At 68.8% G+C, this 23035-nt stretch carries 18 protein-coding genes and 2 tRNA genes; 12 read left to right on the top strand and 8 right to left on the bottom strand.

What is annotated here, in order from left to right; all coding sequences use genetic code 11:
* The first annotated feature begins 103 nt into the window (after positions 1-103).
* The gene (locus ACTHL4_RS03005; RefSeq protein WP_440281250.1) at positions 104-946 is read left to right on the top strand and encodes a nitrilase-related carbon-nitrogen hydrolase; all 843 of its coding nucleotides are present in this window, start codon (positions 104-106) and stop codon (positions 944-946) included.
* Between the two features lie 126 nt (positions 947-1072).
* Here ACTHL4_RS03005 and ACTHL4_RS03000 read toward each other — a convergent pair whose 3' ends face one another.
* Positions 1073-2641: a PucR family transcriptional regulator gene (locus tag ACTHL4_RS03000; RefSeq protein WP_440281249.1), complete on the bottom strand. Its 1569-nt coding sequence runs from the start codon at positions 2639-2641 to the stop codon at positions 1073-1075.
* A gap of 201 nt (positions 2642-2842) precedes the next feature.
* Between ACTHL4_RS03000 and ACTHL4_RS02995 the strand changes: the two genes are divergently transcribed.
* Genes ACTHL4_RS02995 through ACTHL4_RS02985 form a run of 3 tightly spaced genes read left to right on the top strand, consistent with a single transcriptional unit; the run spans position 2843 to position 6884 of the window.
* Positions 2843-4435 (top strand): NCS1 family nucleobase:cation symporter-1, encoded by a 1593-nt coding sequence (locus tag ACTHL4_RS02995; protein WP_440281248.1) that lies wholly within the window; start codon positions 2843-2845, stop codon positions 4433-4435.
* Positions 4432-5832 (top strand): dihydropyrimidinase, encoded by a 1401-nt coding sequence (hydA, locus tag ACTHL4_RS02990; RefSeq protein WP_440281247.1) that lies wholly within the window; start codon positions 4432-4434, stop codon positions 5830-5832. Before ACTHL4_RS02995 ends, hydA begins: the two co-directional genes overlap by 4 nt.
* On the top strand, positions 5832-6884 hold the full coding sequence (locus tag ACTHL4_RS02985; RefSeq protein WP_440281322.1) for a TIGR03842 family LLM class F420-dependent oxidoreductase: 1053 nt from the start codon (positions 5832-5834) through the stop codon (positions 6882-6884). The genes hydA and ACTHL4_RS02985 overlap by 1 nt, the downstream gene beginning before the upstream one ends.
* A 56-nt stretch (positions 6885-6940) precedes the next feature.
* Here the strand turns inward: ACTHL4_RS02985 and ACTHL4_RS02980 are convergent, their stop codons facing one another.
* Positions 6941-8125 carry a transcriptional regulator gene (locus ACTHL4_RS02980; RefSeq protein WP_440281246.1) on the bottom strand — a complete coding sequence of 395 codons (1185 nt, stop codon included), beginning with the start codon at positions 8123-8125 and terminating at the stop codon, positions 6941-6943.
* Between the two features lie 115 nt (positions 8126-8240).
* On the opposite strand from ACTHL4_RS02980, the gene ACTHL4_RS02975 reads away from it, so the two are divergent.
* The gene (locus ACTHL4_RS02975; protein ID WP_440281245.1) at positions 8241-10079 is read left to right on the top strand and encodes an NAD(P)-binding domain-containing protein; all 1839 of its coding nucleotides are present in this window, start codon (positions 8241-8243) and stop codon (positions 10077-10079) included.
* Positions 10080-10104: 25 nt separating this feature from the next.
* On the opposite strand, the gene ACTHL4_RS02970 is transcribed toward ACTHL4_RS02975, so the two are convergent.
* Positions 10105-10689, bottom strand: a complete 585-nt coding sequence (locus ACTHL4_RS02970) for a T6SS immunity protein Tdi1 domain-containing protein (RefSeq protein ID WP_440281244.1) — start codon at positions 10687-10689, stop codon at positions 10105-10107.
* A 236-nt stretch (positions 10690-10925) separates the two neighbouring features.
* Between ACTHL4_RS02970 and valS the strand changes: the two genes are divergently transcribed.
* From valS to ACTHL4_RS02940, 6 genes are all read left to right on the top strand, one after another.
* Complete coding sequence (gene valS, locus ACTHL4_RS02965; protein ID WP_440281321.1) at positions 10926-13568, top strand: valine--tRNA ligase; 2643 nt, start codon at positions 10926-10928, stop codon at positions 13566-13568.
* Positions 13569-13746: 178 nt separating this feature from the next.
* Entirely contained in the window at positions 13747-14484 is a 738-nt protein-coding gene (locus ACTHL4_RS02960) for a DUF4129 domain-containing protein (protein WP_440281243.1), read from the top strand.
* On the top strand, positions 14481-15020 hold the full coding sequence (locus ACTHL4_RS02955) for a hypothetical protein (RefSeq protein WP_440281242.1): 540 nt from the start codon (positions 14481-14483) through the stop codon (positions 15018-15020). The genes ACTHL4_RS02960 and ACTHL4_RS02955 overlap by 4 nt, the downstream gene beginning before the upstream one ends.
* Positions 15017-15997, top strand: a complete 981-nt coding sequence (locus ACTHL4_RS02950) for an AAA family ATPase (protein WP_440281241.1) — start codon at positions 15017-15019, stop codon at positions 15995-15997. The genes ACTHL4_RS02955 and ACTHL4_RS02950 overlap by 4 nt, the downstream gene beginning before the upstream one ends.
* A gap of 6 nt (positions 15998-16003) precedes the next feature.
* Entirely contained in the window at positions 16004-17311 is a 1308-nt protein-coding gene (locus ACTHL4_RS02945; protein WP_440281240.1) for a DUF58 domain-containing protein, read from the top strand.
* Positions 17308-17868: a hypothetical protein gene (locus ACTHL4_RS02940; RefSeq protein ID WP_440281239.1), complete on the top strand. Its 561-nt coding sequence runs from the start codon at positions 17308-17310 to the stop codon at positions 17866-17868. Before ACTHL4_RS02945 ends, ACTHL4_RS02940 begins: the two co-directional genes overlap by 4 nt.
* Positions 17869-18041: 173 nt before the next feature.
* Here the strand turns inward: ACTHL4_RS02940 and clpX are convergent, their stop codons facing one another.
* From clpX to ACTHL4_RS02915, 5 genes are all read right to left on the bottom strand, one after another.
* On the bottom strand, positions 18042-19331 hold the full coding sequence (clpX, locus tag ACTHL4_RS02935; protein WP_440281238.1) for an ATP-dependent Clp protease ATP-binding subunit ClpX: 1290 nt from the start codon (positions 19329-19331) through the stop codon (positions 18042-18044).
* 350 nt (positions 19332-19681) lie between these two features.
* Positions 19682-20350, bottom strand: a complete 669-nt coding sequence (locus tag ACTHL4_RS02930) for an ATP-dependent Clp protease proteolytic subunit (RefSeq protein ID WP_440281237.1) — start codon at positions 20348-20350, stop codon at positions 19682-19684.
* On the bottom strand, positions 20347-20934 hold the full coding sequence (locus tag ACTHL4_RS02925; RefSeq protein ID WP_440281320.1) for an ATP-dependent Clp protease proteolytic subunit: 588 nt from the start codon (positions 20932-20934) through the stop codon (positions 20347-20349). Before ACTHL4_RS02925 ends, ACTHL4_RS02930 begins: the two co-directional genes overlap by 4 nt.
* A 274-nt stretch (positions 20935-21208) precedes the next feature.
* On the bottom strand, positions 21209-22600 hold the full coding sequence (tig, locus tag ACTHL4_RS02920) for a trigger factor (protein WP_440281236.1): 1392 nt from the start codon (positions 22598-22600) through the stop codon (positions 21209-21211).
* Positions 22601-22702: 102 nt separating this feature from the next.
* Positions 22703-22776: transfer RNA gene (locus ACTHL4_RS02915), tRNA-Pro, on the bottom strand.
* A 103-nt stretch (positions 22777-22879) separates the two neighbouring features.
* Here ACTHL4_RS02915 and ACTHL4_RS02910 point away from each other — a divergent pair.
* Positions 22880-22950 (top strand) — tRNA-Gly (locus tag ACTHL4_RS02910).
* The last annotated feature ends 85 nt before the right edge of the window (positions 22951-23035 follow it).

Here is a 23035-nt window from a genome sequence, read left to right as displayed (position 1 = left end):
TAACACCGGCGCGCATTCTCGTGACAGGACGACGGGTCACCGCGCAGGCGCCGCGGATTAGCGTCTCTGCATCACCGACGTTCGCGACCACGGGAGGCCGCCCATGACCACTGTCAAAGCCGCGCTGTTCCAGACCCACTGGCGCGGGGACAAGGACAAGATGCTCGATGCGCACGAGGAGATCGCGCACGAGGCGGCCCGGCAGGGCAGCCAGGTCATCTGCTTCCAGGAGCTGTTCATGGGGCCGTTCTTCGCACAGGTCCAGGACAAGGCCTGGTACGAGTACGCCGAGGCCATTCCGGACGGCCCGATCGTGCAGCGCTTCAGCTCCATCGCCAAGGAGACCGGCCAGGTGATGATCCTGCCGATCTACGAGGAGGTGCAGCCGGGCGTGCTGTTCAACGCCGCCGCGGTCATCGACGCCGACGGCAAGTACCTCGGCAAATACCGCAAGACGCACATCCCACAGCTGCACGGGTTCTGGGAGAAGTTCTACTTCCGGCCGGGCGCCAACGACGGCTGGCCGGTCTTCGAGACCGCCGTCGGCAAGGTCGGCGTCTACATCTGCTACGACCGGCACTTCCCCGAGGGCTGGCGCGGCCTCGGCCTCGCCGGTGCCGAGATCGTCTTCAACCCGTCGGCCACGTCTCGCGGTCTGTCCAACCATCTGTGGAAGCTGGAGCAGACGGCCGCCGCCGCCGCGAACATGTACTACGTCGGTGCCCTCAACCGGGTCGGCATCGAGCCGCTCGGCGACGACGACTTCTACGGCACGTCGTACTTCGCCGACCCACGCGGCGCGTTCGTCGGCGACGTCGCCTCCGACCAGGTCGAGGAACTGGTGGTGCGCGACCTGGACCTCGACGCGATCCGCGAGCAGCGCGCCACCTGGGCGTTCTACCGCGACCGGCGTCCGGACACGTACACGGCCATCACCGAGCGATAGGTCGTATGGCGAGGTCTCGATACGGGCTCGCCTAGCGGCTCGCCCTACTCGACCGGCGTCATGGGGCTACTCGACCATCGACGTCGGCACTCGACCGGCGTCATGGGGATACTCGACCAGCGCCGGTCAGCGGCCGCGGGCCCGCAGCGCGAGCAGGGCGACATACAGGCCGGCGACCGCCCGGACGTCGTCGAGGTCGACACCGAGCCGCTCGGTGATCTGGTCCAGCCGGCGATAGACCGCCGGTCGGGACAGGTGGTGCGCCTGCGCCGTCGAGGACTTGTTGAGGCCGTTGGCGATGAAGCTCTCCAGCAGGTCGATGAGTTCCGGACTGTCCAGCAGCGGGCCCAGCTCGCGGTCCACGAAGTCCTGCACGTCGTGATTGGCGGCCAGCACCTCCACCAGACCCGGCAGCCGCAGATCGGCCAGCCGGACGACGATCGTGTCACGCCAGCCGAGCCGCGTCGCCACCTCCAGCGTCTGCCGCGCACGGGCGAACGACCGGCCCAGCCCGGCCAGGCCCTCCACCGGCGGCCCGGCCGCGACGAGCGCGATCCGCCCGTCGGACTCGGCGGACAGCTGTCGCCCGAACTCGTCCACGGTGCGGACCGGGTGGTCGGCGGCGCCACTGGACACCAGGATCCGCACGGTGCCGTGCTCCACCGGACCGAGCAGCGCCCCGACGCCGCACCGTCCGGCGACCGACCGCGCTCGGTCCAGCAGCATCGAGCACTCCCGGGGGCTCCTGGCCAGCCGCACGACCAGCGGGGTGAGCCGGTTGTGCCGGATCCGGAAGCCGGACGCACGGGCCCGCAGCTCCAACAGGTCGACGCCCCCGTGCCCGCCGAGCAGATCCGCCAGCAGCACACCCTGCGCCTCCCGTTGCCAGTCGCCGCTGCCACGGGAGACCAGTTTGTGCAGGTTGAGGGCCTCGACGCCGCGTCGGGCGACCACCTCCGAGCGTTCGGCCGGTTCACCATGAGCGAAGAGGATGAGGGTGCCCCACGGGCGGCCCTCCTCGGTCAACGTCGCGGCCACGATGCCGTCGGGCGTGGTGTGCACGTCACCGCCTCCGGCGCAGCGCGACACGTAGTGCGACAGCCGCGTCCAGTCCCGCAACACCTCCCGCAGCCCGGCCTCGCCGGCTGCCAGTTGCACCTGCCGAGCGGTGTTCTCCACGACCACCGGGCACCCTGCCAGCCCGGCGAGCTCGTCGACCAGCGCCTGCATGGGAGCACGCTGGATCGTCAAGCGGTGCAACGCGTCCCGCACGTTCTCCGACACCGTCGATCGGCTGGTGGCGCGCGCGAGGATCGTCGTCTGCACCTCCTCGGTGATGGTGACGAAGGCGACCGGTCGCCACATCACGACCAGCGGCAGGTCCGCGGCGCGGCAGGCCCGCAACAACGCGCGTGGAACGTCGTCGAAGGTGCGGCCGATGCCGAGGAACACCGCGGTGGCGCCGGCCTCGGAGATCTTCTCGACATACTCCACCTGATCCTCGTCGGCGGCGAGCATCGCACCGGTGGTGAGCACCACCTCGTCGCCGGTGAGCATCGTCCCGATGTCGGGCACCTCCCCCACATGGCACCAACGGACGGGGTCCGACAGGTGGTCGTGGCCGTGCACCACCTCCGGCTGGCCCTCGCGGCTCGCCGCGAGCTCGATCACCTCGGCCAGCGTCATCAACTGCATCGGACCGCCTTTCCGGCAGGGGTTGATCGTGGTCGTCTGCTCCCCTCACTCTCCCTGATCCGTCGCGCGCGTGCGGCCGGTTTGGTGGCGATACAACACGCAACGCAGCGGCTGTGATGCGTGACACCGTGCACGAGTTCGAGCACGCTGGGCGCGGCTACTGTGGCCGGCATTCTCGTTCGATGCGAAGGAGCCCTGCCGATGACCGTCGATGCCTCATCAGTTGCCCGCGACGGTCAGATCGAAGGCCCCGACGGTCGCGTCGAACTCCAGGACACCCGGGTCCTGACCGATCCGGCGTTGGCGAACGAGGACCTGGTGCCCGTGCCGGTGACGCAGCGGACCTGGCACACCTACAACTACACGGCGCTCTGGGTGGGGATGAGCCACAACATACCGTCCTGGCTCCTCGCCTCCGGACTCGTGGCGGCCGGAATGTCCTGGCAGCAAGCGGTTTTCATCATCCTGCTGGCCAACGTGATCGTCCTCGTCCCAATCCTGCTCAACGGCCACGGTGGCACGAAGTACGGCATACCGTTCCCGGTGCTCGCGCGCTCGTCGTTCGGCATCTTCGGCGCCAACCTGCCGGCCCTCATCCGTGCTCTGGCCGCCACCTGCTGGTTCGGGGTGCAGACCTGGATCGGCGGTGAAGGCATCTTCCTGCTGGCCGGGAAGATGTTCGGCAGCGGCTGGGCCAACGCGAGTCACATCGGTGACTTCGCCTGGACCCAATGGCTCAGCTTCATCGTCTTCTGGCTGATCGAGATCGCGATCATCGTCCGCGGCATCGAGACGCTGAAGCACTTCGAGAACTGGGCCGCCCCGGTCGTGCTCGTCGCGGCGGTTGCCCTGCTGATCTACATGTGGATCAAGGCCGGCGGCGTCGGTGACATCCTCTCCCAGCCCGGCACGTTGCACGGTCACGAGTTCTGGAAGGCGTTCGGGCCGGCTCTGATGGGGATGATCGGCTTCTGGGCGACGCTGTCGCTGAACATCTCCGACTTCACCCGGTTCGGCGGCTCCCAGCGTCAGCAGATGCTCGGCCAGACCTACGGGCTGCCCACCACCATGACCTTCTTCGCACTGCTGTCGGTGTTCGTCACCTCCGCTTCGGAGAAGGTCTACGGCGAGGTCATCTGGGACCCGATCCAGCTGGCCGCCCGCATCGACAACTGGGTGGGGACGCTGCTCGCCCTGGCCACCGTCATGATCGCCACCCTCGCGGTGAACGTCGCGGCCAACCTGGTCAGTCCGTCCTACGACTTCGCCAACGCGGTCCCGCGGCACATCAACTTCCGGCGCGGTGCACTCATCACCTGCGTGCTGTCCGTGCTGATCATGCCGTGGAAACTGGTGTCGGACCCCAGCATCTACATCTTCACCTGGCTCAACTTCGTCGGCGCCATCCTCGGCCCGGTCGCCGGCATCCTGCTGGCCGACTACTGGTTCGTGCGCCGCCGCAAGCTCGTGGTGCGCGACCTCTACACCCGGGGACGGGGCCTCTACTGGTTCCGCGGCGGATGGAACTGGATCGCAGTCGGCTCGTTCGTCGTCGCGGCGGTCCTGGCCGGCGGCGGGTCCTACTCGGGGGTCGATGCCAAGGGCGACAAGACCGGGCCCTTCCCGGTCGACGGCATGATCCCCTTCCTGAAGCCGCTCGCGGACTACGGTTGGATCATCGGCCTGGTCGCCGGCGCCGTCATACACACCGCCTTGATGAAGCTGTCGAAAGCACCTGTCTCGTATGACGATTCGGCGCAGCCCGCCGAGGAGGACGAAGGAGTCACAGTATGACGACAACACTCATCAGCGGCGGCCAGGTCGTCTCACCGCAGGGCGCCGCACCGGCGGACGTGCTCGTCGACGGCGAGATCATCTCCGCGGTGCTCGCACCGGGAACCGCCGCGACGCTCGGCATCAGCGCGGACCGCACACTCGACGCCTCCGGCAGATACGTCCTGCCGGGCGGCATCGACGTGCACACCCACATGGACATGCCGTTCGGCGGCACCTTCAGCGTCGACGACTTCGAGACCGGCACCCGTGCCGCGGCCTGGGGCGGCACCACGACCATCGTCGACTTCCCGGTGCAGCAGAAGGGCGGCTCGCTGCAGGAAGCGGTCGACACCTGGCACGCGAAGGCCGAGGGGAAGGCCTGCATCGACTACGGCTTCCACGCGATCCTGGCCGACGTCAATGAGACGTCGCTGAAAGAAATGGACGGACTGGTCGACCAGGGCGTCACCAGCTTCAAGTTGTTTATGGCCTATCCGGGGGTCTTCCTGTCGACCGACGACCAGATCATCCAGGCGATGTATCGCGCCAGCGACAACGGCGCGACCATCATGATGCACGCGGAGAACGGCACCGCCATCGACCAGATCGTGCAACGGGCCATCGCCGCGGGCCACACCGAACCGAAGTACCACGGCCTCACCCGGCCGATCGCCCTCGAAGCGGAGGCGGTCAACCGCGCGACCCAGATGGCCGACGTCACCGGCGCGCCGCTCTACTTCGTGCATCTGTCCAGCGGTGCCGCCGTGGACGTCGTCACCGAGGCGCGCGACGCGGGCCGCAATGTCTTCGGCGAGACCTGCCCGCAATACCTCTTCCTCGACGAATCCGATCTGGCACGACCGGATTTCGAGGGCGCCAAGTACGTCTGCACGCCGGCGCTGCGACCGCAGGAGGAGCAGGCCAAGCTCTGGCGTGGCCTGCGCACGAACGACCTGTCCGTGGTCGCGACCGATCACTGCCCGTTCTGTTTCGTGCCCGACAAACAGCTCGGCAAGGACGACTTCCGCGCCATACCCAACGGACTGCCGGGTGTCGAACACCGGATGGACCTGCTGCACCTCGGCGTCACCAGGGGCGAAATCAGTCTGGCGCGTTGGGTGGAGATCTCGTCGGCGACGCCGGCACGGATGTTCGGCATGTATCCGAAGAAGGGCGTCATCGCTCCGGGTTCCGACGCCGACATCGTGCTCTACGACCCGACCGCGAAGCAGACGGTGTCCGCACAGACCCACCACATGAACGTCGACTACTCCGTCTACGAAGGATGGGAGTTCACCGGCAAGGTCGACACAGTGCTTTCGCGCGGCGAGATCGTCCTGCACGCCGGCGAATTCACCGGCTCCCCCGGTCGCGGCCGATTCCTCAAGCGCTCCCTGTCGCAGTACCTCGTGTGATGGACTTCGGCGTCGTCCTGCAGACCACTCCCCCGTCGGCGCGGGTGGTCGATCTGGCAGTGCAAGCCGACCGACTCGGGTTCAGCCACGTCTGGACGTTCGACAGTCACATCCTGTGGCAGGACCCCTATCCGATCTACAGCCAGATCCTGGACCGCACCCGCCGGGTCACCGTCGGACCGATGGTCACCAACCCGACCACCCGGGACTGGACGGTGACCGCCTCGTTGTTCGCGACCCTGAACGAGATGTACGGCAACCGCACCGTCTGCGGTATCGGACGGGGCGACTCGGCGGTCCGGGTCGAGGGCGGGCGTCCGAGCACGCTGGCCGCCCTGCGTGAAGCCGTCGGCGTCATCCGGGGTATGGCGTCCGGCGAGGCTGTGTCGTATGGCGATTCGACGCTGCGCCTGCCATGGGCGGCCATGTCCCGGCTCAAGGTATGGGTGGCGGCATACGGCCCGAAGGCCCTGCACCTGACCGGTGAGGTCGCCGACGGCTACATCCTGCAACTGGCGGATCCGCAGATCACCGCCTGGATGGTCGACGCGGTGCGGTCGGCGGCGAGCGCCGCCGGTCGTGACCCGGACCAGCTGACCATCTGCGTGGCGGCCCCGGCATACGTGACCGACGGCACCGCCGAGGCTGCCGAGCACGCCCGGGACCAGTGCCGCTGGTTCGGCGGCATGGTCGGCAACCACGTCGCCGACATCGTCAGCCGCTATGGCGAGTCCTCCGGCGTGCCCACGGCATTGACCGATTACATCGCCGGACGGCAGGGCTACGACTACAACCAGCACGGACGGGCCGGCAACACACACACCCAGTTCGTGCCCGACGAGATCGTCGACCGCTTCTGCGTCATCGGCCCGCCGGAAGAACACGTCAAGCGCATCGAGGAGCTGCGCGAGCTGGGCGTCGACCAGTTCGCGGTCTACCTGCAGCACGACGACAAGGAGCACACCCTGGCGGCATACGCCGATCGGGTGATGCCGTTGGTCAATCTGCAGCAGGACGCGCGTTCCACGCCGGTCGAGCGACGTCCTGAGTAGCCCGTGAGGAACGAGCGGGCGTATCGAAGGGTAGCGAGGAACGAGCGTATCGAGACCTATTCGCCGACGGTGAGGTGCACGCCGTCGGCGATCCGGTAGGGGCTGCCGTCGACGATCGCGCCGAGTGTGCGCCGCAGCCGGGAGACCTCGGCGCGTGCCGCCACGACGTGCTCGCCGTCACCGAACAGCGCCACGCTCAGGTCGTATGGCGTCAGGCCCGCCGGGCCTGCGGCGACCAGCTGCTGCAGGATCTGCGCGTGCCGGCGGGACAGCGCCACCCGCCACGGCTCGGCGTCGGCGCGGATCTCGACGACCGGCCGGGGGTGCAGCTGCAGATGTGCCGCGAGCCGGCGTTCGGTGCCCGCAGGGCGGACCAGCCAGCCCAGATCCAGCCGCTCCGGCAGGCACAGCCCCAGGCCGGGCACGGCGAGCGGCTTGTCGTGTTGCGGCGCCGCGATGCGATCGCGGGTGGTGACTCCCGCGCTGTGCGCCACCCAGCCGGCGTCGTCGACGACCAGCGCCGGTCCACCCGCCGCGGAGACGATCGGCTCGGCCGCCTGGCGAAGCCGCTCGAGCGCTGCCTCGTGGTGGCGGCGCAGCAGCGACTCGGCCAGCAGCACCGCGGTCTCGACGAGCGCGCTGATCGCCGGGTGCAGGGTCAGCGCCGGTCCGCTGATGTCCACGATGCCCAGCAACTCGCCGGTACGGGGGTCATGGATCGGGAAAGCCGTGCAGTACCAAGGGTGCTGGGCTTGTTCGAAGTGCTCGGCGGAGAAGAGCTGGACCGGACTGCCTTCCTGCAGCGCGGTGCCGATCGCGTTGGTGCCGACCTCCGCCTCGGTCCAGCGGGCACCCTCGCTGAAGCCGAGCTCGTCGGCGCGCCGCCGCACCCTGCTGTCTCCCCGCCGCCACAGGATCACGCCGTCACCGTTGGTGACGACCATCAGGAAGTGCGACGCGTCCGCGACACTCGCGATGACTCGCGCCAGGTCGTCGATCACCAGCCGCAGCGGTGACGCGGCACGCAGCCGCTCGAGTCGCTCCGGCGAGACCGGGTCGCGGGCGCCGGTCCGGTCCGGCACCAGGCCGAAGCCGAGCACCCGCTGCCACGAGCGCGACACCAGTGGGCGCGGCCGCATGGACGCGTGCCCACCACCGAGCACGGTGTCGTGCATGCGCATCAGCTCCCGCGCGTAACCGGCGAGATCGGTGCCGAATGCGATGGCGTTGTAGTCGGTCACGCACAACTCCTTCGGCGATGCCACGGACCGGCGTTGCAACGTGCTGCAACGCTTCCGATCAGCGTAGCCGCGGAGTGTGCTGTGGGTCACAGTCGCTCGAGAAAGGACCTGCGCGATGACCGAGACCCTGGACGTCCCCGCTGCCGCGACCGACCACACCACGCCGCGGCACCGGGCGGAGGCCTGGTTGGCCGCCTTCGACGCCGCTCTGCGGGCGCGCGATGTCGAGGCTGCCGCCGGCCTCTTCGCCACCGACAGCTTCTGGCGGGACCTGGTGTCGTTCACCTGGAACATCCGGACCGTGGAGGGCCGGGACGGCATACGGGACCTGCTGCAGCACACGCTCGACCGCACCGACCCCACCGACTGGCAGTTCAGTGAGGAACCCGCCGATGCCGGTGGGGTGATCGAGTGTTGGATCACCTTCGAGACCGCCGTCGGCCGGGCGAAGGGTCACCTGCGGCTGAAGGACCAGGACGGCGAGACCCGGGCCTGGACCTTGCTGACCAGCCTCCGCGAACTCAAGGGGCACGAGGAGAACCAGGGCACCCGCCGCCCGCAGGGGGTCGAGCACCAGCTGGCCCGCGGCCGGAAGTCGTGGCTGGAGAAGAAGCAGGATGAGGAGTCCTCGCTCGGGCGCACCACCCAGCCGTATGTCGTGGTGATCGGCGGCGGACAGGGTGGCATCGCCCTCGGTGCGCGCCTGCGCCAGCTGCAGGTGCCGCACGTCGTGCTCGACAAGCACGACCGGCCCGGCGACCAGTGGCGCGGCCGCTACAAGAGTCTGTGCCTGCACGACCCGGTGTGGTACGACCACCTGCCCTATCTGCAATTCCCTTCGAACTGGCCGGTGTTCGCGCCGAAGGACAAGATCGGCGACTGGCTGGAGATGTACACCCGGGTGATGGACGTGCCCTACTGGTCGCGCTCGACGGTGCGGTCGGCGACATACGACGAGGACACGAAGACCTGGCGCGTCGTGGTCGACAAGGACGGCGAGGAGGTCGTCCTGGAGCCGAAGCAACTGGTGTTCGCGACGGGTATGTCGGGCAAGCCCAACCTGCCCAGCTTCCCCGGGATGGACATCTTCCAGGGCGAGCAGCAGCACTCCAGCCAGCACCCGGGACCGGAGGCCTACACGGGCAAGAAGGTGGTGGTCATCGGCTCGAACAACTCCGCGCACGACATCTGCGGGGCGCTGTGGGAGCACGACGCCGACGTGACGATGGTGCAGCGGTCCTCGACCCACATCGTGAAGTCGGCGTCACTGATGGACATCGGCCTCGGCGACCTCTACTCCGAGCGGGCGGTCGCGTCCGGCGTGACCACGGACAAGGCGGACATGATCTTCGCCTCGCTCCCCTACCGGATCATGCACGAGTTCCAGATCCCGCTCTACCAGCAGATGGCCGAGCGCGATAAGGACTTCTACGACCGACTGGAGAAGGTCGGCTTCCACCACGACTGGGGCGACGACGGGTCGGGCCTGTTCATGAAGTACCTGCGGCGCGGTTCGGGCTACTACATCGACGTGGGCGCGTCGGAGCTGGTGTGCGACGGCAAGGTGAAGTTGGCGCACGGCAACGTCGACCACCTGACGGAGACTTCGGTGGTGCTGGAGGACGGCACCGAGTTGCCCGCCGACCTGGTCGTCTACGCCACCGGCTACGGCTCGATGAACGGCTGGGTCGCCGACATCATCGACCAGGCGACCGCGGACAAGGTCGGCAAGGTGTGGGGGCTCGGCTCCGACACCACCAAGGATCCAGGGCCCTGGGAGGGCGAGCAGCGCAACATGTGGAAGCCGACCCAACAGGAGGCGCTGTGGTTCCACGGCGGCAACCTGCACCAGTCGCGGCACTACTCGCTCTACCTGGCGCTGCAGCTGAAGGCGCGTTACGAGGGCATCGACACCCCCGTCTACGGCCTGCAGGAGGTCCACCACACGAGCTGATGGCCTCCCGCGAATGTGGATCGCGCTACTGGTGACGCGGCGCCAGTCGGCGATGTATGTCGGTGACGTGCTCCGGGCCGTTGCCCTTCTGCAGGTTGTCCAGGTTGACCTGGCCGCCCAGCGCGAGGATCGGCTCGAAGTAGAAGATCTCGTCCTGGCCCAGCTCACCCTGGGCGTCGCGGGCGGCCTTGTGCAGCTCACGCAGGTCGGCCAGGTGCGACGTGGAGCCGATGAGGTGCTCGCGGAAGAATGACGTGGCGTCCTCGGCGACCACCGCGTTGTGCTGGAAGTGCGGGTCCAGGCACTGGATGCGATCGCTTCCGCCGGGGCGGTCGTAGTGGTAGAGGTGCCCGAAGCTGGTGATGGCGAACGGGATGCTCGTCACGGACGGACCGAACCAGGTCTGCAGCACCGGCATCCAGGTGCCCGGGTCGACCAGCGCGAGACGCCCTCCGCCATACCAGCCGAGGCCGTGTGCCCGCCACAGCTCGATCAGCGCGGACGGCAGCTGCGCTTCGCCATACGTGATGAAGTCGGCGTCCGGGACGCGCGTGCCGGCATCCGGGGGGAAGGTGTCGACGAACGGCTGCACCGCGATGGGCTCGGGCATTTGGTCACTCCACAGTGTTCCGGCGATCGGACATTTCACCCCGACGGTATCGCCCGGCACCACGGTCGGCGGGATTGCCCGTCGTGTGGCGGCTCGCGCCGACCGCACTCTGACGGTCCCATGCACGAGTGACGGCCGAATGCGACCGTCGCTCGTGCAGCCGGCCGTCAGAGTCGCCGGCGGTAGAGGCGAAACCGATTGGGCAGCGCGGACGGGTGGATGGGATCATGAGCGGCATGACTGACGCCGCCGACAACGCCACACCCCAGATCCCCGATAAGCCGACCGTGGACGGCTTGGAGGACAAGTGGGCGGCTGTATGGCGGGAGCAGGACACCTACACGTTCGACCGTGAGCGCGCGCTGTCCCTGCCCCGGGACCAGGTGTTCTCGATCGACACCCCTCCCCCGACCGCGAGCGGCAGCCTGCACGTGGGTCACGTGTTCGGTTACACCCACACCGACGTGGTGGCGCGCTACCAGCGGATGCGCGGCAAGGAGGTGTTCTACCCGCTCGGCTGGGACGACAACGGCCTGCCCACCGAGCGGCGCGTGCAGAACTACTACGGCGTGCGCGGCGACCACTCGGCGGCATACGACGCCGATTTCACGCCGCCGTTGCGCGGTGCCGAGGGCAAGTCGGTCAAGGCGGCCGACCAGGTGCCGATCAGCCGCGCCAACTTCATCCCGCTGTGCGAGGAGCTGACTACCGAGGACGAGGTGGCCTTCGAGTCGCTCTTCCGCCGGCTCGGTGTGTCGGTGGACTGGTCGCAGACCTACCGCACCATCGACGACCGATCGCGAGCCGTCGCACAGGAGGCGTTCCTGCACAACCTCGAGCGCGGCGAGGCCTATCAGGCGGAAGCGCCCGGCCTGTGGGACGTGACGTTCCAGTCCGCGGTCGCCCAGGCCGAGCTGGAGGCTCGTGACTACCCGGGCGCCTTCCACCGGGTCGCCTTCCACCACGGCGACGGACCCGTCTACATCGAGACCACCCGTCCCGAACTGATCCCCGCGTGCGTGGCGCTGATCGCGCACCCGGACGACGAGCGCTACCGGTCGCTCTTCGGCTCCACGGTGACGTCGCCGCTCTTCGGCGTGGAGATCCCCGTGGTCGCGCACCGGCTCGCCGAGCCCGACAAGGGCGCCGGCATCGCCATGTGCTGCACCTTCGGTGACCTCACCGACGTGACGTGGTGGCGCGAGCTGCAGTTGCCCACCCGCTCGATCATCACCCGCAACGGCCGGCTGCAGGGCGAGACCGCGGCGTGGATCGCCGGCGGCCCCGGCGCCCAGCTGTATGCCGAGAGCATGGCCACCAAGACGGTGCATTCCGCCCGGGTCGCGATCGTCGACGCGCTGCGCGAGTCCGGCGACCTGGACGGTGAGCCGAAGCCGACCCAGCGCAAGGCGAACTTCTTCGAGAAGGGCGACAAGCCACTGGAGATCGTGACCTCCCGCCAGTGGTACCTCACCAACGGCGGGCGGGACGCCGACCTGCGCAAGGCGCTGGTCGCGCGCGGTGAGCAGATCGACTTCCACCCGGCCTTCATGCGCAGCCGCTACGCCAACTGGGTCGACGGCCTGAACGGCGACTGGCTGATCAGCCGCCAGCGGTTCTTCGGGGTGCCCTTCCCGATCTGGTATCCCCTCGACGCCGACGGTGAGATCGACCACGAGCACCCGATCCCGGCCGCGCCGGAGACCCTGCCGATCGACCCGGCCACCGACGTGCCACCGGGTTACACCGCCGAACAGCGCGGAATGCCAGGCGGATTCGTCGGCGACCCGGACATCATGGACACCTGGGCGACATCATCGCTGTCCCCGCAGATCGTGTCGGGATGGCCGGTGACGAGCAACGCCGGTGGCCGCAACGACGCCGACCTCTTCGCCAAGATCTTCCCGATGGACATGCGCCCGCAGGGCCACGACATCATCCGCACCTGGCTGTTCGCGACCGTGGTCCGCAGCCACTTCGAGCACGACAGCGTGCCGTGGAGCGATGCGGCGATCAACGGCTGGATCCTGGACCCGGACCGCAAGAAGATGTCCAAGTCCAAGGGCAACGCCGTCACGCCCGAGGACGTGCTGACCCAGCACAGTGCCGACGCCGTGCGTTACTGGGCCGCCTCGGGCCGCCTCGGCATGGACGCGGCATACGACGAGAGCCAGATGAAGGTCGGCCGTCGGCTGGCCATGAAGCTGCTCAATGCCAGCAAGTTCGCGCTCGGCATGGGTGAGGTCGAGGGTGACCTCGCGGCGGCGGTGACCGACCCGCTCGACCTGGCAATGCTCGCGGGGCTGCACGAACTGGTCCGGCAGGCGACCACACATTTCGAGGCGTGGGACTACACCCGCAGTCTGGAACTGACCGAGGCGTTCTTCTGGACGTTCTGCGACGACTACATCGAGCTGATCAAGGACCGTGCGTATGGCGGCCAGGGCGACGCGCCGGCGGGGAGCGCCCGAGCTGCGCTGCGCATCGCGCTCGATGTCCAATTGCGTTTGTTCGCACCGTTCCTGCCCTACTCGACCGAGGAAGTGTGGTCCTGGTGGCACGCGGGCTCCGTGCACCGTACGGCGTGGCCGACACCTGAGGAGTGCGGCCCCGCGACCGGCGACCCGACGGCGCTGCAGGTCGTCGGCGAGGCACTGGCCGGCATCCGCAAGGCGAAGTCGGACGCGAAGCTCGGCATGCGCGCGGAGGTGACGACGCTGACCCTTGCCGCTCCCGCGCAGCTGCAGGAGCTGGTGCGGGCCTCCGAGGCCGACCTGCGCGCGGCCGGCAAGCTGACCGGTTCGCTGGAGTATGCCGCCGCCGACGCGCTCGAGGTCCGGGACGTGCAGCTCGTGCCGCCGCCACCGCGCACGAAGTGACGACAGTAGCGACGTCCTCGCGGCATACGCCCATCCACGGCGAGAAAGTAACGACAGTAGCGACGTCCTGGCGGCATACGCCCGTCCACGGCGAGAAAGTAACGACGGTAGCGAGTTCCTCGTCACGAAACCGTCGCGTTCTGCCACGCACGCGCCGGTCCCGTCCTACGTTGGAGCGGTGAGTTCTGGGGAGGACACGCCGCCACGGCGGCCGGATCGCCGCATGCTGCTCGTCGGCGCGGCGACGGCTCTGGCGCTCATGGTGCTCATCGTCGTCACCACGGCCAAGAGCCCACCGATCCTGCACGCGCCCGACCGCGATCCGAACATCCATATCCGGTACGGCAGGTTCACACCACCGACGCCGCCCGGCGCGAGTCGGAGCAGCCAGTCGACGTCCGCGCAACCCGCCAACTCGCACGCGGCGAATGCGCTCGGGACGATCCTGCTGGACATCGTGCTGGGCCTGCTGCTGCTGGGTCTGCTCTGGCTGCTGGCCGCCATCGTCGTGGCCGCGATCCGACGGTTCCGGGACCGCCGCCGCACCCGGCTGCAGGGTCCGCTGCCGGACGTCGGCGACGCCGTGCTCGATGCGGTGGCCGAGGCGGCCCGGCGCCAGGAGGGCCTGCTGCTGGACGGTGCCCCATCCAACGCCGTCGTCGCCTGCTGGGTCGACCTGGAGCAGTCCGTCGCCGCCGTCGGCGTCGAGCGCCGGCCCAGCGAGACGTCCGCCGAGCTGACGATCCGGGTTTTGAACGCCCTGGACGTCGACCGCACGTCGCTGCGCACATTGGGTGCGCTCTACCGGGAGGCGCGTTTCTCGGCGCATCCGCTGACCGAGGAGCACCGCACCGCCGCGCTGGACGCCCTACGGACCCTGCGCAGCTCGCTGCCCGCCACGCAGGAGCGAGTATGACGACGCGCGAACCGGACTCCGGCGCAAGCCTCCGGCGCACGTGGGTGAAGCGTTTCGCGACCCTGCTCGCCTGCTGGCTGGCGACGTGGGTCTTCGCCTCCTGGCTGCAGCTGCGACCCCGGCCGATCGGACTGCTCGCCGCTGCCGGGCTGCTGTTCGCGGTCTGCTGGTGGGCCGCAGAACGCCGGCTCGACTGGGATCCGGCCGAGTGGGAGGGCGACCCGATGGGCCGCCGGATGCGCACCGGTTCGGACTCCAGGATCAGCTACTTGCGCCGGCAGATCGAAGATGCGTCGGTGCCGAAGGACTCCGGCGCCAACGCGAGCGCGACCGGACTGCAGGGCATCCTGCGGGATTTGGCGCTGGACCGGTTGCGGCTGCGTGCCGCGGAGGGCGGCGCCGCGCAGGTCCCCGACGACGCCGCGTTGCTGGCCCACGCCGACCCGCGACTGGCCGAATACCTCTCGGCCCGACCGGCACCACCGGTCAGTAGACAGACCGTGAACGACATCATCAACCGCATCGAGGCACTGTGACCGAGCACACCACCGTCATACCGACCATCGCCGAGACCACCGAGCGCGCTGAGCAGATCCTCGACAGCGTCGACCGGGCCGTCGTCGGCAAGCGCCACGCCCTCGAACTGGTGCTGGCGACCGTGCTCGCCGGTGGCCACGTGCTACTGGAGGACAACCCCGGTCTCGGCAAGACACTCGCCGCCCGCTCGCTGGCGCAGACGCTGGGACTGGACTTCGCCCGTGCGCAGTTCACCCCCGATCTGCTGCCGGCGGACCTGACCGGGTCGTTCATCTTCGACCAGCGCAACGCGACCTTCGAGTTCCGCCACGGCCCGCTGTTCACCGGGCTGCTGCTGGCCGACGAGATCAACCGGACGCCACCCAAGACCCAGGCGGCCCTGCTGGAGGCCATGCAGGAGCGTCAGGTCACCGTCGAGGGGCAGACCTTCCGGCTGCCGCACCCCTTCCACGTCATCGCGACGGCGAATCCCGTGGAGTACGAGGGCACCTACCCGCTGCCCGAAGCCCAGTTGGATCGCTTTCTCGCCCGGGTCAGCTTCGGCTATCCGACCGCGGAGGAAGAGACCGACGTGTTGCGGCGGCGGCTGCAACGACAGCAGGAGGACATCTCCCTGGAGCCGGTCACCGACGCCGCCGGGCTGCTCGGCATGCAGTCCGCGGTCGAACGGCTGCAGGTCGAGGAGTCCGTGGTCGACTACTGCGTACGTCTCGCCGCCGCCACCCGCGACCACACGCAGGTGCTGATCGGGGCGTCACCCCGTGGCTCGCTCGCGCTCCTGCTCGTCGGCCGCGCGCTCGCGGTCGTCCGGGGCCGTGACTTCGTCACCCCGGAGGACGTCAAAGCCGTGGCGCTGGCCGTGCTCTCGCATCGGGTGACCATCAAGCCCGAACTCTGGATGAGTGGCGTCACCGCGTCGTCCGTGGTCCGCGGACTGCTCGGCAGCGTGCCTGCGCCGGCGACGGCGAAGGGCTGAACGCCGGTGGCGAACCGCACCTTCTCGCCGCAGACGGATCCGGGGTGGCGCATCACCCCGGCCTTCCTGCGCGCTGCGCTGGTCGGGGCCGTGCTGCTGGGCGCGGCGGTCGGCTTCGGTCGGCCGGACCTGCTCGTTCTCGGGACGCCACTCGCCGTGATCACCGTGTGGACGCTGGCGACCCGGCCGGGCGGCAGACCGCAGATCCGCGGCACGGTCTCGACCACCTCGCCGGTCGAAGGCAGCACCGAGGCGTGGACGCTACGGATCGATGAGGCCGACGGTGCCGAGCAGTTCGCGGCGTATGTCGCCGACCGGCGCGGCCTCACCACGACTCCGGCGTCCGGTGCCGTCTGCGGGCCGCTCGAGTCCGGCCACGCTGTGTCGACGCTGCGCTGGCGGCCGGACCGGTGGGGCACCCACCAGCTCCTCAGCACCCGCATCGCCGTGTTGGGGGCGTGGGGCGGTTACCGCTACGGCACCGTGCGCCTCCCCGGTCCGGTCGTCAGCACGCTGCCCGACACCGCCGCCTTCGATGCCACCCGTGGGCTGCCGCACCCGCAGGGCCTGATCGGGCTCAACCGCAGCAACACCAAGGCCGAGGGCACCGAGTTCGCCGACATCCGGCAGTTCCAGGTCGGCGACCGGCTCCGGCGCATCCACTGGCCGGTGTCCGCACGCACCGGTCGACTGCACGTGCGCACGTCCTTCGCCGAGCAGGACAGCGAAGTGCTGATCGTGCTCGACGCGTCCGCCGACTTCAGCACCGCAGATCCGGAGGCGGACTCCGCCAGCTCCCTCGACCTGGGCGTGCGCGCGTCGGCAGGGCTCGCGACATACTTCCTCGGCCGTGGCGACCGAGTGGGCCTGGAGGCGGTCGGCGGGATGCGACCCGTCCGTGTCCCGGTCGGCATGGGTGCGCTGCACCGCCGCCGGATCATCGATTGCCTCGCCGGCATCGAACGCGGGATCGGCACCGGCTTCCACACCACTGCCGTCCGCACCCCGTTCCGCGCCGGCGCGGTGCTGCTGCTGATCAGCCCGCTGCTGAGCCAGATGCCGCTGGCGCTGGCCGCGAAGCTCGCCCAGCGCGGTATGACGGTCGTCGTCATCGACTGCTTCCCCGGTGACATCCCGCAGGACGACGCCGGACTGGCCGTCGCCACCCGGCTGCGGCTGCTGGAGCGCGAGCGCGAGATCCGTGCCATCGAACGGCTCGGCGTGCCCGTCACCCGGTGGCGCGGGCCGGGCAGCCTGGACCCGGTGCTGGGCCGCCTGTCGGCCCGGCCACGGCCACGGGTGGTGCGCCGATGAACTTCCTGCCCCGCATGGAGCGCATCGTCCAGCTGCACCGCGACCGGGCCATTGCCATCGCCACCGCCCTGCTGGCGGCACTGGCGCTGCTGGCCGTGACTGATGTCGTCGGCAGCATGTCGTGGTACGGCCTGGCCGCGACCCTGCTCGCGGGCGTCGTCGTGCTGGCCGACAGCGACAGTTTCGCCGGCCTGCTGCTGCTCGTCGCGATGGCCCTGCAGTGGCTCACGAGCGGTATGGCGGCCGACTCGTGGTGGGTGATCCCGGCGGCATGGCTGGTGCTCGTGGCGCACGTGACGATTGCACTGGTGGCCAGCGGGCCGGACCAGGCGCCGATCGACCGGACCATCGTGTCGGTGTGGCTCGCCCGCACGATCACGGTCGGCCTCGCCACGACCGCGGTGGCGGTCGTGGCGCTGACGATCGCACCCACGAACGACCGGAGCCTGCCCTACGGTGCGGCGTTCGCACTGGGCGGGCTGATCGTCGCGGTCCTGGTGCTGATCCGGCTCACTGGCGATTCGGGTGCTACAACGCGAGGCGCCGCGCCGAAATAGCGGGCGGGATGCGTCGTCAGCTGCCGAGCGGTCAACGGATGTCGCGAGATCGGGCGTTCACAACATCCATCGACCTCTCGCGAGCGGTCCGCTTCACCGTCCACCGGGACAGCGAAACGCCCGGCTCCGGTCAAGGACCGGGCCGGGCGTCGGGATGCGCGTCGCGTTGAGCGTCAGGCGGATTCCTTGCGCTGGGTGCGCTTGCGGGTCGGCGTGGCGTCGCGGCGCACGATCGTCGGGTTGACGTTGTCGAGCACCACTTCCCGGGTGACCACGACCCGGGCGATGTCGTCGTCGCTCGGGACATCGAACATCACCGGCAGCAACACCTCCTCGAGGATGGCCCGCAGGCCGCGCGCGCCGGTGCCCCGCAGCATCGCCTGCTCGGCGACGGCCTCGACGGCGTCGGTGGTGAACTCCAGCTCGACGTTGTCGATGTCGAACATCTTCTCGTACTGCTTCACCAGCGCATTGCGCGGCTCGGTCAGGATCGACACCAAGCCCCCGCGGTCGAGCGGCTCCACGGTGGTGATGACCGGCAGGCGGCCGATGAACTCCGGGATCAGCCCGAACTTCATCAGGTCCTCCGGCAGCACGTCGGAGAAGCTGGTCATCGGGTCCTTGGCCGACTTCAGGTCGGAGCCGAAGCCCAGGCCCTGCCGGCCGGTGCGTCCCTCGATGATCTTCTCCAGGCCGGCGAAGGCGCCGCCCACGATGAACAACACGTTGGTCGTGTCGATCTGGATGAACTCCTGGTGGGGGTGCTTGCGGCCCCCCTGCGGCGGCACGCTCGCGGTGGTGCCCTCCAGGATCTTCAGCAGCGCCTGCTGCACGCCCTCACCGGACACGTCGCGGGTGATCGACGGGTTCTCGCTCTTGCGGGCCACCTTGTCGATCTCGTCGATGTAGATGATGCCGGTCTCGGCCTTCTTGACGTCGAAGTCGGCGGCCTGGATCAGCTTCAGCAGGATGTTTTCGACGTCCTCACCGACATACCCCGCCTCGGTGAGTGCGGTCGCGTCGGCGATCGCGAACGGCACGTTGAGCATCCGGGCCAGCGTCTGCGCCAGGTAGGTCTTGCCGCACCCGGTCGGGCCGATCAGCAGGATGTTGGACTTGGCGATCTCGACCGGCGGGCCGTCTTTCTTGGTCGCCGCCGGCTGGTCGGCCGCCTGGATGCGCTTGTAGTGGTTGTAGACCGCCACCGACAGGGCTCGCTTGGCGGCGTCCTGCCCGATGACGTACTGCTCGAGGAAGTCGAAGATCTCCCGAGGCTTGGGCAACTGCTCGAGGCCGAGCTCGGAGGTCTCGGCGAGCTCCTCCTCGATGATCTCGTTGCACAGGTCGATGCACTCGTCGCAGATGTAGACACCCGGCCCGGCGATGAGCTTCTTGACCTGCTTCTGGCTCTTGCCGCAGAAAGAGCACTTCAGCAGGTCGCCGCCTTCTCCGATGCGTGCCACGTGCCCTCCAGTCGTGTGTCGTGCTTGCGTGTCGTGCCTGTATGTCGTGCGGGCGTCCTACCCGGCATCCGTCGCGCGGATGCGGATCGGTGGTGCGCCGTGTCCGGCCGACGCTACCGCGCACGGGCCGTCGCAGGTTCCATTGAAACCCGGTGTCGCGCATCAAGTCACGTCTGTCCGCTGACAGCGCAATCCCTTCGTCGCACACGCTTCCGGACGCGAATGACGGCTCCCTCGGCGAGTGACGGCGCGAAGACACCGTCGCTCACCGAGAGAGCCGTCATGTGACATTTTGCAGGCCCGCGGCCGGGCCGCGGAAGTTCGCCCGCTCGCCGCCCCTGCCGCGCCGTCTACTGCGCCGACGCCTTGCGGCTGCTCAACACCTGGTCGATGAGGCCGTACTCCTTGGCCTCCTCGGCGGTCAGGATCTTGTCGCGCTCGATGTCCTGCTTGACCTGCTCGGGCGTGCGGCCGGTGTGCTTGGCCCAGGTGTGCTCCAGCCACTCGCGCATCCGGAACACCTCGTTGGCGGTGATCTCCAGGTCCGAGGCCGTGCCGCCGGCACCCTCCATCGCCGGCTGGTGGATCAGGATGCGGGCGTTGGGCAGCGCGAACCGCTTACCCGGCGCACCGGCACCCAGCAGCACCGCGGCGGCCGACGCGGCCTGGCCGATGACGAACGTCTGCACGTCCGGCTGGATGTACTGCATGGTGTCGTAGATCGCGGTCAGCGCGGTGAACGAGCCGCCCGGCGAGTTGATGTACATCAGGATGTCCCGGTCGGGGTCCTGGCTCTCCAGCACGATCAGCTGGGCGATGATGTCGTCCGCCGACGCGTCGTCGACCTGCACGCCGAGGAAGATGATCCGGTCCTCGAAGAGCTTGTTGTAGGGGTCCGAGCGCTTCATGCCGTAGGAGGTGCGCTCCTCGAACTGCGGCAGGATGTAGCGGCTGCTCGGCTGCGGGGCACTCACCCCGGCATACGGCGAATTCATCTGTGCTCCCATGCTGTTGGTCATGAGTTGCTCCGGCTCGGTGCGTCGGTGGACCGCTCGAAGACGTGGTCGACGAAACCGTATTCGAGGGCTTCCTGTGCGGAGAACCAGCGGTCGCGGTCGGAGTCCTTCTCGATCTGCTCCACCGTCTGGCCGGTGTGCTCGGCGATCAGCTCCGCCATCTGCTTCTTGATGAAGACCAGCTGCTCGGCCTGGATCTTGATGTCCGAGGCCGTGCCACCGATGCCGCCGGACGGCTGGTGCATCATCACCCGGGCGTGCGGCGTCGCGGAGCGCGTGCCGCGGGTGCCCGCCGACAGCAGGAACTGCCCCATGCTGGCCGCCATACCCATCGCGACGGTGGCGACGTCGTTGGGGATCCAGTTCATGGTGTCGAAGATCGCCATACCCGCCGAGATCGAACCGCCGGGGCTGTTGATGTAGAGCCAGATGTCCTTCTCGGGGTCCTCGGCCGCGAGGAGCAACAACTGCGCGCAGATCGCGTTGGCGTTGTCGTCGCGGACGTCGGAGCCGAGGAAGATGATCCGTTCCTTGAGCAGCCGGTTGTAGATCTGATCGTCCAGGCCCATCTGTCCTTCGGTGGCCATGGACACCTCCTGTGCGTTGCTCACCGCGTCTCCATCGTTGGTCGCATTGGTCGTAGGTCGCGACACGTCGTCGTGACAATCGTGGTGCTGTGTGATCTCACTGGACCCTAACGCCCGCGGCACCCAACTCACTCCCCGGTCCGGGCGATGTTCGCCCACGGCGGAATTGTCGACCCGCCGGAGGAGGCCGTATGACGGAACCCCTCCCACGCGTGCAGCGTGGGAGGGGTCCCAGGGTGTCCAGGGTCGGCGTGCGCCGAGTGGCCGAGGTGGCTCAGACGGTGGCGTCGTCCTTCTCCGCCTCGTCCTTCTCCGGCTCGTCGGACTTCGCCTCGTCGGACTTCGCCTCGTCCGAGTCGGCGGCGGCCTCGTCGGCGGCGTCGACTGCCTCGTCCTCGTCCTCGTCGTCGAGCTCGCTGAGGTCGACGGTGTTGCCGTCGGTGTCGACGACCGTGATCTCGTCCAGGACGGATGCCAGCGCCTTGCGGCGGGCGACCTCACCCATGATGGCCGGCACCTGGCCCTGCTGGTCCAGCGCCTGCGCGAACTGGTTGGGGTCCATGCCGTACTGCGAGGCCGACATGACGATGTACTCGATGAGCTCTTCCTGGCCGACCTGCACCTCGTCGCGTTCGACCAGCTTGTCCAGGATCAGCTGGGTCTTCAGCGCCTTGCGGGTCGACTCGTCGACCTCCGCACGGTGCTCGTCGTCCTCGAGGCGGTCCTCGTTCTCCAGGTGCTGGTGCACCTCGTCCTCGATGACCTTCTCCGGCAGCGGCAGGTCCAGGGTCTCCAGCAGGTGGTCCAGCGCCTTGTCACGCGCCTGCACACCCTGCTCGAACCGCTTGGCGCGCTCGACCTGCTCGGAGACCTCGGCGCGCATCTCCTCGATCGTGTCGTGCTCGGAGGCCATCTGCGCGAAGTCGTCGTCCAGCTCGGGCAGCTGACGCTCCTTGACCGCCTGCACCGTGACGGTCACCTCGGCGTCCTCGCCCTCGTGCTCCCCGCCGGCCAACGGCGCGGTGAAGGTCTTGCTGTCGCCGGCCGACAGCCCGGTCAGCGCCTCGTCCAGGCCCTCGAGCATGTTGCCCGAGCCGATCAGGTAGTTGATGCCGGAGACATCGTCGATGTCCTCGTCGCCGATGGTGGCCTTCAGGTCGATGGTGACCGAGTCGCCGTCGGCAGCCGCGCGGTCGACACCGGCCAGCGTGCCGAAGCGCTCGCGCAGCGCCTCGAACTCCTTGTCGACGTCCTCGTCCGTGATCGACAGCGGGTCGACCTCGACGGTGATCTGGGAGAAGTCGGGCAGCTCGAACTCCGGCGCCGTGTCCACCTCGGCGTCGAACTTCAGCGGCTGCTGCTCGTCGACGGGCACCTCGGTGACCTCGACCTCCGGCTGGCCCATCGGACGCAGCTCGTTCTCGATCAGCGCCTGGCTGTAGAAGCCCGGCAGCGCCTCGTTGATCGCCTCCTGCAGCACCGCCGGACGGCCGATGCGCTGGTCGATGATGCGGGCCGGCACCTTGCCCTTGCGGAAGCCCGGCACCTGGATCTGCGCGCCGATCGCCTTGTACGCCTCGTCGACGCTCGGCTTCAGTTCCTCGTAGGGAACCTCCACGGTCAGCTTGACGCGGGTCGGACCCAACTTCTCGACGGCACTCTTCACTGCAGGGACTCCAAAATGGTGGTGGTTCGGCTCCGCCACACGGAGCCCGTCATCGCTGCGGCGACATACGTCATCCGCCGCACTAACAGATCATGCTAGCTGTCGGGGTAGCCGGATTCGAACCGGCGGCCTTCCGCTCCCAAAGCGGACGCGCTACCAAGCTGCGCCATACCCCGTCATCACCGCCCACAGGACGGAGCCGGTTTGGTCGGCCTGCGGGCGGGCAGTAGGCTAACGCCTCGGTTGACGGGATCGCACATCGGCGGTCGCGCGGACCACGCGGGCGTAGCTCAATGGTAGAGCCTCAGTCTTCCAAACTGATGACGCGAGTTCGATTCTCGTCGCCCGCTCAACAGGAGAGGCCGGCGCGGCGGCGCCGGCCGCTCCAGTTGAGCTCCAGGCGGTGTGTGCTGCGCTCCCAAGGGTACCGAACCG

The sequence above is a fragment of the Flexivirga sp. genome (assembly GCF_051955415.1).
Taxonomy (GTDB): domain Bacteria; phylum Actinomycetota; class Actinomycetes; order Actinomycetales; family Dermatophilaceae; genus Flexivirga.
Note: the sequence above shows the minus strand (reverse complement) of the source record. Positions and strands in the feature narration are given on the sequence as shown.

Coding starts and splice junctions, on each gene's coding strand:
- ACTHL4_RS03005 (WP_440281250.1), top strand. CDS start 104: ATGACCACTGTCAAAGCCGCGCTGTTCCAGACCCACTGGCGCGGGGAC.
- ACTHL4_RS03000 (WP_440281249.1), bottom strand. CDS start 2,641: ATGCAGTTGATGACGCTGGCCGAGGTGATCGAGCTCGCGGCGAGCCGC.
- ACTHL4_RS02995 (WP_440281248.1), top strand. CDS start 2,843: ATGACCGTCGATGCCTCATCAGTTGCCCGCGACGGTCAGATCGAAGGC.
- hydA (WP_440281247.1), top strand. CDS start 4,432: ATGACGACAACACTCATCAGCGGCGGCCAGGTCGTCTCACCGCAGGGC.
- ACTHL4_RS02985 (WP_440281322.1), top strand. CDS start 5,832: ATGGACTTCGGCGTCGTCCTGCAGACCACTCCCCCGTCGGCGCGGGTG.
- ACTHL4_RS02975 (WP_440281245.1), top strand. CDS start 8,241: ATGACCGAGACCCTGGACGTCCCCGCTGCCGCGACCGACCACACCACG.
- ACTHL4_RS02970 (WP_440281244.1), bottom strand. CDS start 10,689: ATGCCCGAGCCCATCGCGGTGCAGCCGTTCGTCGACACCTTCCCCCCG.
- valS (WP_440281321.1), top strand. CDS start 10,926: ATGACTGACGCCGCCGACAACGCCACACCCCAGATCCCCGATAAGCCG.
- ACTHL4_RS02955 (WP_440281242.1), top strand. CDS start 14,481: ATGACGACGCGCGAACCGGACTCCGGCGCAAGCCTCCGGCGCACGTGG.
- ACTHL4_RS02940 (WP_440281239.1), top strand. CDS start 17,308: ATGAACTTCCTGCCCCGCATGGAGCGCATCGTCCAGCTGCACCGCGAC.
- ACTHL4_RS02930 (WP_440281237.1), bottom strand. CDS start 20,350: ATGACCAACAGCATGGGAGCACAGATGAATTCGCCGTATGCCGGGGTG.
- ACTHL4_RS02925 (WP_440281320.1), bottom strand. CDS start 20,934: ATGGCCACCGAAGGACAGATGGGCCTGGACGATCAGATCTACAACCGG.